The sequence below is a fragment of the Flavobacterium sp. genome, assembly GCF_044368625.1.
Lineage (GTDB): Bacteria > Bacteroidota > Bacteroidia > Flavobacteriales > Flavobacteriaceae > Flavobacterium.
In genome coordinates, this window is sequence record NZ_JBIPPD010000121.1 from 1 (window position 1) to 10,010 (window position 10,010).

10 protein-coding genes are annotated in these 10,010 nt (G+C 37.3%); 8 read left to right on the plus strand and 2 right to left on the minus strand.

Annotated elements, in window-relative coordinates; genetic code table 11:
- The 6 genes from ccoO to ACIQ2X_RS10055 form a co-directional block, all read left to right on the plus strand.
- On the plus strand, positions 1-813 hold an 813-nt coding region (gene ccoO, locus ACIQ2X_RS10030; protein ID WP_396178794.1), incomplete at its 5' end, for a cytochrome-c oxidase, cbb3-type subunit II.
- Positions 814-817: 4 nt separating this feature from the next.
- Entirely contained in the window at positions 818-985 is a 168-nt protein-coding gene (locus tag ACIQ2X_RS10035; protein WP_396178795.1) for a CcoQ/FixQ family Cbb3-type cytochrome c oxidase assembly chaperone, read from the plus strand.
- Between the two features lie 22 nt (positions 986-1,007).
- On the plus strand, positions 1,008-1,952 hold the full coding sequence (locus tag ACIQ2X_RS10040) for a cbb3-type cytochrome c oxidase N-terminal domain-containing protein (RefSeq protein WP_396178796.1): 945 nt from the start codon (positions 1,008-1,010) through the stop codon (positions 1,950-1,952).
- An 88-nt stretch (positions 1,953-2,040) separates the two neighbouring features.
- On the plus strand, positions 2,041-3,462 hold the full coding sequence (gene ccoG / locus ACIQ2X_RS10045; RefSeq protein WP_396178797.1) for a cytochrome c oxidase accessory protein CcoG: 1,422 nt from the start codon (positions 2,041-2,043) through the stop codon (positions 3,460-3,462).
- Positions 3,463-3,470: 8 nt separating this feature from the next.
- On the plus strand, positions 3,471-3,926 hold the full coding sequence (locus tag ACIQ2X_RS10050; protein ID WP_396178798.1) for a FixH family protein: 456 nt from the start codon (positions 3,471-3,473) through the stop codon (positions 3,924-3,926).
- 7 nt (positions 3,927-3,933) lie between these two features.
- Entirely contained in the window at positions 3,934-4,635 is a 702-nt protein-coding gene (locus ACIQ2X_RS10055; RefSeq protein ID WP_396178799.1) for a sulfite exporter TauE/SafE family protein, read from the plus strand.
- A 435-nt stretch (positions 4,636-5,070) separates the two neighbouring features.
- Here ACIQ2X_RS10055 and uvrA read toward each other — a convergent pair whose 3' ends face one another.
- The gene (gene uvrA / locus ACIQ2X_RS10060; RefSeq protein WP_396178800.1) at positions 5,071-7,905 is read right to left on the minus strand and encodes an excinuclease ABC subunit UvrA; all 2,835 of its coding nucleotides are present in this window, start codon (positions 7,903-7,905) and stop codon (positions 5,071-5,073) included.
- A gap of 166 nt (positions 7,906-8,071) precedes the next feature.
- Positions 8,072-8,242, minus strand: coding sequence for a hypothetical protein (locus ACIQ2X_RS10065; protein ID WP_396178801.1), 171 nt, complete (start codon positions 8,240-8,242; stop codon positions 8,072-8,074).
- A gap of 233 nt (positions 8,243-8,475) precedes the next feature.
- Here ACIQ2X_RS10065 and pyrR point away from each other — a divergent pair, with 233 nt between their 5' ends.
- Positions 8,476-9,015, plus strand: coding sequence for a bifunctional pyr operon transcriptional regulator/uracil phosphoribosyltransferase PyrR (gene pyrR / locus ACIQ2X_RS10070; protein ID WP_396178802.1), 540 nt, complete (start codon positions 8,476-8,478; stop codon positions 9,013-9,015).
- A gap of 41 nt (positions 9,016-9,056) precedes the next feature.
- Positions 9,057-9,983, plus strand: coding sequence for an aspartate carbamoyltransferase catalytic subunit (locus ACIQ2X_RS10075; RefSeq protein WP_396178803.1), 927 nt, complete (start codon positions 9,057-9,059; stop codon positions 9,981-9,983).
- The last annotated feature ends 27 nt before the right edge of the window (positions 9,984-10,010 follow it).

Here is a 10,010-nt window from a genome sequence, read left to right on the forward strand (position 1 = left end):
GCCAACCAAACGATTGAAGATGATTTTGCCGAAGCACCCGCTTTACCGGAAATCAGCAAAAAAAGATTGAACGGCGAAAAATTCCACCCTTGGTTGGAGAGACGTCCAATTCAGTTGACTATTTTGGCTACTGTAGCTATTTTGATTGGAGGAATTATTCAAATTGTACCCACAATTATGGTCGATTCTAACATTCCTACCATTGCAGCTGTAAAACCATATACGCCACTAGAGTTAGAAGGAAGAGATATCTACATTCGTGAAGGTTGTGTGGGTTGTCACTCACAAATGGTTCGACCATTTAGAAGCGAAGTGGAACGTTATGGACCACAATCCAAAGCGGGAGAATATGTGTATGATCACCCATTTTTATGGGGTTCCAAAAGAACAGGTCCTGATTTGTTAAGAGTAGGTCAAAAATACAACGACAGTTGGCATTTCAACCACATGTGGGACCCACAAAGTATTTCGGCAGGTTCAATTATGCCAGGTTACAAATGGTTGTTTGATAATGAAGCCATGGATATTTCGGATATCGAAGCCAAAATGAAAGTAATGCAAACTTTAGGTGTTCCGTACACAGATGCCGAAGTAGCCAATGCCAGAAAAGCGATGGCGAAACAAGCTCAAGGTATTGAAGACAATTTGAAAGCCGATCCCGACTTTGTAAAAAGTTACGAAAACAGCAAGAAAGTTGCCGCAGCTAAAGGAGAAGAATTTGTGCCAATGAGCCAACGCGAAATTGTAGCAATGATTGCTTATTTGCAAAGACTGGGTACAGATATTAAAGTAAAAGATAACGCAAAAAATTAAAACAATGTTTGAAGCAATAAAACACAATATGGAGACTATAATTGGGGTGGAAATCTACCCCATCCTCTCCCTAATTATTTTCTTTACTTTTTTCGTGGCACTGGGAATTTGGGTTTTTGGTTACAAAAAAGAAGCAATAGACGAAATGAGTCAAATTCCATTAAAAGATTAATTAATTTTAAAAACACAGCGTCATGAAAAAACTTATTCCAGCTTATGTAAGAGTTCCACTACTGTTTTTTATAGTTGCACTTGGAATGGAATTTATTATCGATTCAGGTAGTAAACCTGCATTTATCGAATATCCAATGGTGTCTATCTTTTTGTTTTTCTTCTTATTTTTATTGATAGCCGTCGAAATTACCATTAGTGCGGTTGATAATGTAACCTATCATTTACTTTCTGAAGAAGAAAAACAAAAGAAAGCCGCTGATGAAGAATTAAGCATTACTGAAAGCGCTTGGTACAAAAAAATGATGCAAATGCTTACCCGAAGCAAACCAATGGCAATGGAAGGCGAACTGCTTTTGGACCACGACTATGATGGCATCAAAGAGCTTGACAACGACTTACCGCCTTGGTGGAAATATCTATTTGTTATATCTGTAATTTGGGGTTTTGCCTATTTCATTCACTATGAAGTGCTTAATGGAGACAACCAAGAAATGGAATTGCAAAAAGAAATTGCCGAAGCCAAAATTGCGTTGGAAGAATACAAGAAAACTGCTCCAGATTTGATGAATGCGGATAAAGTAACCTTGCTAACCGACGCCAGCGATTTATCCAAAGGTAAAGCCATTTACGAGACCAATTGTGTGGCGTGCCACAAAGCGGATGGCGGCGGACAAATTGGACCTAACTTGACCGATGAACACTGGATTTTAGGTGGTGGAATTAAAAATGTATTCAATACTTTAGTAAACGGCGGTCGAGATGGAAAAGGAATGGTAGCTTGGAAAACAATGCTTAAACCAACCGAAATACAGCAAGTTGCCAGTTATGTATTGTCCTTGCAAGGTACAAATCCACCGGACGCCAAACCAGCTGAAGGAGATGTATGGAAAGAAGAAGGCGCTCCTGCTGCAACTCCAGAAGTAGTGAAAGATACAACAGCAACTCCAATTGTAGCTGCTAAATAAATACATGTTTTAGTTCTATCTATTACGGCATTTTGCGTAATGCTATTATTTTTAGATTAAAGCCTAAATAAATTAAAAAACAAATATCATGTCGGAACCGTATGAAGATGAATCTTTTAGAGATACGATAGGAACCATTGATGCAGAAGGAAAACGGAAATTTATTTTTCCAAAAAAACCACACGGACGTTTTTATACATACAGACAATATGTAAGTTATTTCTTGTTGGCCATTCTAATCGCCAATCCGTTTGTAAAAATCAACGGCAACCAGTTCATGATGTTCAACGTTCTGGAAAGAAGGTTTAATATTTTTGGTTTCCCTTTTTGGCCACAAGATTTTTACTTGTTTGTGATTTCGATGTTGGTGGGCGTTGCTTTTATTTTGCTGTTTACTGTAGTTTTTGGACGCATATTTTGCGGATGGATTTGTCCGCAAACCATATTTTTAGAACTGGTTTTTCGTCGAATTGAGTACTGGATAGACGGAGATCGAGGAGCACAAATTAGATTGAGTAAACAAAAATGGGATGCCGAGAAAATCCGTAAACGGGTACTCAAATGGATCATCTTTTTTGTGATTTCGTTTTTGATTGCCAATGTTTTTCTCGCCTACTTGATCGGTAGCGACAAACTGTTTTTGATGATCGAAGAAGGACCTACTCAACATCTAAGTAATTTTATTTCTTTACTGATATTTACAGGCGTTTTTTACTTTGTTTTTGTATGGTTTAGAGAGCAGGTATGTATAATTGCTTGTCCGTACGGTCGGTTACAAGGCGTTTTGTTAGACAATAAATCCATTAATGTCGCCTATGATTTTGTTCGAGGCGAAAAAGAGGAGGGAAGAGCCAAATTTAAAAAAGGCGAAGACCGGGCGGTTACTGGAAAAGGCGATTGTATCGATTGCCATCAATGTGTCAACGTTTGTCCGATGGGAATTGACATCCGAAACGGAACACAATTGGAATGTACCAACTGTACCGCTTGCATCGACGAATGTGATACGATAATGGAAAGCGTCAACTTGCCTAAAGGATTGATTCGGTATGCCTCGGAAGATGAAATTGAGAAAAAAGAGCCGTTTGTTTTTACTGCTCGAATGAAAGGCTATACAGCAGTTTTGGTTATTTTACTAGGTGTTTTAACAGGAATGTTGTTTTTGCGAAATGATGTCGAAGCAACGGTATTGCGATTGCCAGGCCAACTTTTTGAACACAAAGGCGATAAAATTAGCAATGTGTACACCTATAAAATCATCAATAAAACCAGTAAAGAGTTCAATCAAGTGCATTTTGAAATTCTGGAACCCAAAGGAACCATCAAAAATGTGGGTGCCGAAGGAATGAATCTGAAACGAGAAGGCATCTCGCAAGGAACATTATTTATTGAAATCAATCAGGCATTGCTGGAAGGCGATAAAACAATGGTAAAAATTGGCGTTTATGATGGCGATAAATTATTGGAAACCACAACGACTAATTTTCTAGGTCCACGAACATTTAATTAAAAAAAATTATGCAATTCAAAATAGGTTGGGGAACATCAATAGTTATAGCGTTTTCGCTGTTTATCACTTTTATATTGTTTTTCGTCTTTACCGTTCAATCGGATTCGAAGTACGATAATGAACTTGTAGTAGAAGAGTATTACAAGAAAGACGCACTTTATGGCGAAGATTACGTCAAAATGCAAAATGCCGAAAATTTAGTTAAAAAACCAATCGTGATTCAAAGTAAGGATTCGATAGAAATTAAATTTCCTGCATCCATGCAGCTCCAAGAAGTTAAAGGTACAGTGTCCTTTTATCGACCGTCTAACAAAAAATTGGACTTCCAAGTTCCAATTTCATTGTCAAAACCATCTTTACTCATACCTAAAATGAATTTGGTAGGCGGTCGTTGGGACATTTTTATCGATTGGGAATACGATTCTAAAAGCTACAAATTAAAAGAAACAATTTATATTAATTAGTTGTAAAATGCTTTACACTGCATTACTATTTGGTCTCATCAGCAGTTTTCATTGTGTCGGGATGTGCGGTCCCATCGCAATGATGTTGCCTGTGGATCAAACCAATGCAACTCGAAAAGCCATTCAAGTGATGACTTATCACTTTGGTCGGTTAACAGCTTACGCCACCATCGGACTTATCTTTGGTGCATTAGGAAAAGGTTTTTTCTTAGCCGGTATACAACAACAACTTTCTATTGCCATCGGTATTTTAATGATTGTGTTCATATTGGTTCCCGAACAAAAATTGGCGCAATACAACTTCTCAAAACCGATTTATAAAGTCATTTCGAAAGTAAAAACGGCTTTGGGAAAACAGTTCACGAACAAAAGTTACTCCTCGCTTTTCACCATCGGCTTGCTCAATGGTTTCTTACCTTGCGGAATGGTTTACGTGGCTCTTTTTGGTGCGATTGCGATGCAAAGCGTTACGTATGGTGTTTTGTACATGCTTCTTTTTGGACTAGGAACATTGCCTTTGATGAGTTTGGTTATTTACGTCCACTCGTTTATAACGCCTACTTTTCGAAATCGAATTCAAACCTTTATTCCTTATCTAGCCGTTTGTATCGGATGCCTTTTTATCTTACGAGGTTTGGGCTTGGGAATTCCGTACCTTTCTCCTTCTACAATGAGTTTGTTTGTGACGGAGAATCCTAATTGTTATTGATTATTAGAATTGACGACCTGTTTTTTCTGCTTATTTGGGTAATTGCAAAACAATTCGTTAAACTTTCGACACAGATGCTTAAATTTATGAATGAACAAGTTGAACAAAAAGGGACACTTGATCCAAAGTAAAGTATGGGGCGGGTGAAGGCTACTAGAATATCAGCAATTAAATGGCATCCGGAATCTGAAGGTCGAGAGATCATTTGGACTTCGAAACCGGAAAGCATCGGCATCATACGATAATCAGGGATTTGCTCAGCAGCAATAGTTGTTTATTGGTAAAAAATTTAACGTTCCTGTAAAAGAAGTTATGCATATTTTTGGATTACTTCGAAAAACATTTTTAAAAATTAGCGCATTGCAGAATTGGCGTTTGGCAGATACAAAAATATCAACAGCCAAGCTGTTTCGACAATGTACAACCTATTTTTATCTAATGCTCCAACTCCTTTTTCAAAAATTCTGCCGTATAACTTTTTTTGTTTTTAGCTACTTCTTCTGGAGTTCCTTTAGCAACCACTGTTCCGCCGCCTTTTCCGCCTTCGGGACCAATGTCAATCAAGTAATCGACCAGTTTTATAACATCCATATTGTGTTCGATAATCAAAATTGTATTTCCCTTGTCAACCAACTTTTGTATCACATCCATCAACACCCGAATGTCTTCGAAATGCAAACCCGTGGTTGGTTCGTCTAAAATATAAAAAGTGTTTCCGGTATCTTTTTTAGATAATTCTCCGGCCAATTTTATACGTTGTGCCTCGCCGCCAGAGAGTGTCGTGCTTTGTTGGCCCAGTGTGATATAGCCCAAACCTACTTCCTGAATGGTTTTTACTTTTCGGTATATTTTCGGAATCAGTTCAAAAAACGGAACCGCTTCATCGACCGTCATGTTCAATACATCCGAAATCGACTTTCCTTTGTAACGAATTTCAAGTGTTTCTCGGTTAAATCGCTTGCCTTGACAGGTTTCACATTCCACATAAACATCGGGTAAAAAATTCATTTCAATTGTACGAACTCCAGATCCTTCGCAGGTTTCGCATCGTCCCCCTTTAACATTAAAACTAAAACGTCCTGCTTTATAACCGCGAATCATACTTTCAGAAGTCATCGTAAACAACTTTCTGATTTCCGAAAAAACATCGGTGTAAGTCGCTGGATTCGAGCGAGGTGTTCGACCAATTGGGCTTTGATCAATGTCAATTACTTTATCAATGAATTCCAATCCCTCAATTTTTTTATACGGCATCGGTTTTTTTACTCCGTTAAAAATATGAGCATTCAGTATAGGATACAAGGTTTCATTAATCAAAGTTGATTTTCCACTTCCCGAAACACCTGTAATCCCAATTAAGGTTCCCAATGGCAGCGAAATAGAAACATTTTTCAAATTATTACCCGTTGCACCCGATAATTTAATGAAATTTCCATTGCCTTTTCGACGCTGTTTTGGAACTTCAATTTTGAGTTCGCCGTTTAAATATTTGGCGGTTGTGGTATGTTCATTTAATAATTGTTTGGGTGTTCCTTGGCTGATGATTTCACCGCCAAATTTCCCTGCTTTTGGACCAATGTCAATTACATAGTCCGCTCGTTCAATCATGTCTTTGTCGTGTTCGACTACTAAAATAGAATTTCCCAAATCTCGCAATTGTTCTAATGAGTGAATCAATTTTTCGTTATCTCTTTGGTGCAAACCAATACTGGGTTCGTCCATAATATACAAAACCCCTACCAACTGCGAACCAATTTGTGTTGCCAATCGAATCCGTTGTGCTTCGCCACCCGAAAGAGATTTAGAGCTGCGACTCAACGACAAATAATTCAACCCAACATTCATTAAAAACGAAAGGCGGTCGTTGATTTCTTTGATAACTTCCGTAGCAATTCGTTTTTGTTTTTCGTTTAAATGATTGTTTAATTTCAAAAACCATTCCGTCAATTCTGAAATGTCCATTGCCGAAAGTTCAGCAATATTTTTTTTGTGAATTTTAAAATAAAGTGCTTCTTTTTTGAGTCGAGTTCCTTCACAAACCGGACACGGAATTTCGTCCATAAATTCTTTAGCCCATCGTTTGATTACTGTGGAAGCATTTTCGTCAAACTGATTTTTGATAAAATGAGCAATTCCTTCAAAGTCAATTTTGTATTCTTTGGTAATTCCCAACGTTTTGGAAGCAACGGTAAATTTATCCTTACCACCGTTTAAAATTACCTTCATCGCTTCGTCCGAAATTTTGGAAATGGGATCTGTAAGTTTAAAGTCGAATTTTTCGCCTATGGTTTCCAATTGTTTAAAAATCCACGATGATTTATATTCTCCTAACGGTGCAAAACCACCTTGTTTAATGGATAGTTTTGGATCGGGAATGATTTTTTTTGTATTAATTTCATTGATAATTCCCAAACCATTGCAATGCGAACAAGCGCCTTTGGGCGAGTTAAATGAAAACAAGTTGGGTTCTGGATTTTGATAGGAAATTCCCGTTGTAGGGCACATCAAATTCCGACTGAAATACCTAATTTCCTCTGTATCTTGATCCAATACCATCAAGACATTTTCGCCGTGATGCATGGCAGTGTTGATGCTTTCGGACAAACGTTTTTGAGTGTCGGGCGATGCATCGACTACAAGACGATCGATGACTATTTCGATGTCGTGGGTTTTATACCGATCGAGTTTCATTCCAGGAGTGATGTCTTTTACCACACCATTCACTCTTACTTTTACAAAACCTTGTTTGGCAATTTGCTGAAAAAGTTCGGCATAATGGCCTTTTCGAGCCCGAATAACTGGTGCTAAAACGTTAATTCTCTTTCCGATAAAAGAAGTATTGATCAATTCTGAAATTTGATCGTCGCTGTAACTGACCATTTTTTCACCCGTATTGTAACTGTAGGCATCCGAAGCTCGTGCGAAAAGCAATCGCAGGAAATCGTAAATTTCAGTAATGGTTCCCACGGTAGAACGCGGACTTTTACTGGTTGTTTTTTGTTCAATGGCAATTACAGGCGAAAGCCCATCAATTTTATCGACGTCTGGACGTTCCAATCCCCCCAAGAATTGACGTGCATAAGCAGAAAAAGTTTCTACATATCTACGTTGTCCTTCGGCATAAATGGTATCGAAAGCCAAAGATGATTTCCCAGAACCTGAAAGTCCAGTGATTACTACTAATTTTTCCCGTGGAATGGAAACATCTATATTTTTGAGATTGTGGACGCGTGCTCCTAAAACTTCGATAGTTTGTTCAGTATCTAACATATTTTGGTAATGCGATTTTTCAAAATTTCGCACACAAAGTTACTGTTTTGCTTTATTTAAACGAAGTTATTTATGATTTTGTACATTTTTGTCAAAAGACAATTGTAGAAAGATGAATTTAAAATACAAATCAAATACTGCTGTTTCTATTATTCGCTCGACTCTCTTATTTTCTGCGCAATTTGGCATAAATAAAAATGATCACCGCTAAAATGGCAATAACGATAAAAACGCCAACTCCCATTCCGATTTTAAATATTCCTTCTACCACTTCGCAGCTCGTGAAAGTGAGTAGAATTAGAAAGAAAAGACTGATTCTTGTGATGTAATTTTTCATGTGTATAAGGTTTAGGGTTATTATTTAATTTTTTATAATGTATAGCGTTGAAAATTAATTAGTGGGCTCTTTGACAATCGGTAAGCCACCTTAAACGCTATTTTTTACAAATTTCTAAAATTCCCTACTTGGAAATATTACAGTATTTTACGATAAAGTTTCAGATTTATTAACTTCTCGGTTTACAAAATCTAAAAAAAGGATTACTTTTACACTCCAAACACCACAGCATTATGAGTCAAAAAATATTGCTTAATTCAAAGGAAATCGCAATTATTCTGCATCGTTTGGCCTGTCAGTTGATCGAAAAGCACCTCGATTTTTCCAATACGATTTTAATCGGAATTCAACCACGCGGTACTTTTTTAGCTGAACGATTAAAGGTATTATTAGAAAAAGAGTATCATATTAAGGATATTTCCTTGGGTTATTTGGACATTACTTTCTTTAGAGATGATTTCCGACGAACGGATAAACCCATTGGTGCCAATCAAACCAAAATTGATTTTTTAGTAGAGGACAAAAAAGTTATTTTTATCGACGACGTTTTGTACACTGGAAGAAGTATTCGATCTGCATTAACTGCTATTCAATCTTTCGGAAGACCATCAGAAATTGAATTATTGGTCTTAATCGATCGAAGGTTTAGCCGGCATTTACCCATTCAACCCGACTACAGAGGTCGACAAGTAGATGCCATTAACAATCAAAAAGTGATTGTTTCGTGGCACGAAAACGAGAACGAAGACGCTGTTTATTTGGTTACCAATTAACAAATAGAGCAAGTAAAATTATTACCCAACCCAATAACGAAATGAAAGAATTAAGTGTAAATCATTTATTAGGAATAAAATATATCACTAAAAATGATATCGACCTTATTTTTGAAACTGCCGATCATTTTAAAGAGGTCATCAACCGTCCGATTAAGAAAGTACCATCATTACGAGACATCACTATAGCCAACATATTTTTTGAAAACAGTACCCGAACCAAACTTTCGTTCGAGCTGGCTCAAAAACGACTTTCAGCAGATGTTATTAGTTTTTCGGCCGCTCAATCTTCCGTAAAAAAAGGCGAAACCTTAATCGATACAGTCAATAATATTCTTGCGATGAAAGTGGATATGGTTGTTATGAGGCATTCACACCCAGGATCTGCTTATTTTTTGTCGCAAAACGTTAAAGCAAGTATAATCAATGCGGGAGATGGCGCTCACGAACATCCCACTCAAGGCTTGCTCGATAGTTATTCCATTAGAGAAAAACTGGGTGAAGTAGGTGGTAAAAAAGTGGTAATTGTTGGCGATATTTTGCATTCTCGTGTGGCTCTTTCCAACATTTATGCGTTGCAAATGCAAGGTGCTGAAGTAAAAGTGTGTGGCCCCAAAACGCTCATCCCAAAATACATAGAGTCGTTAGGTGTTTCTGTAGAGCCCAATTTGCGTAAAGCTTTGGAATGGTGTGATGTGGCCAATATGTTACGGGTTCAAAACGAACGTATGGATTTTAATTATTTTCCTTCGACAAGAGAATATGCCCAACAATATGGGGTGGATAAATCACTTTTAGATTCGTTAAGAAAAGAAATTGTAATTATGCATCCGGGTCCAATCAATCGAGGTGTTGAAATTTCTTCAGATGTTGCCGATTCGCAGCAATCTGTAATTTTAAATCAGGTTGAAAATGGTGTAGCGGTTCGCATGGCAGTAATTTATCTTTTGGCTTCAAAAATAAAATAAATATCCGTACATTTAAATTTCTTACAT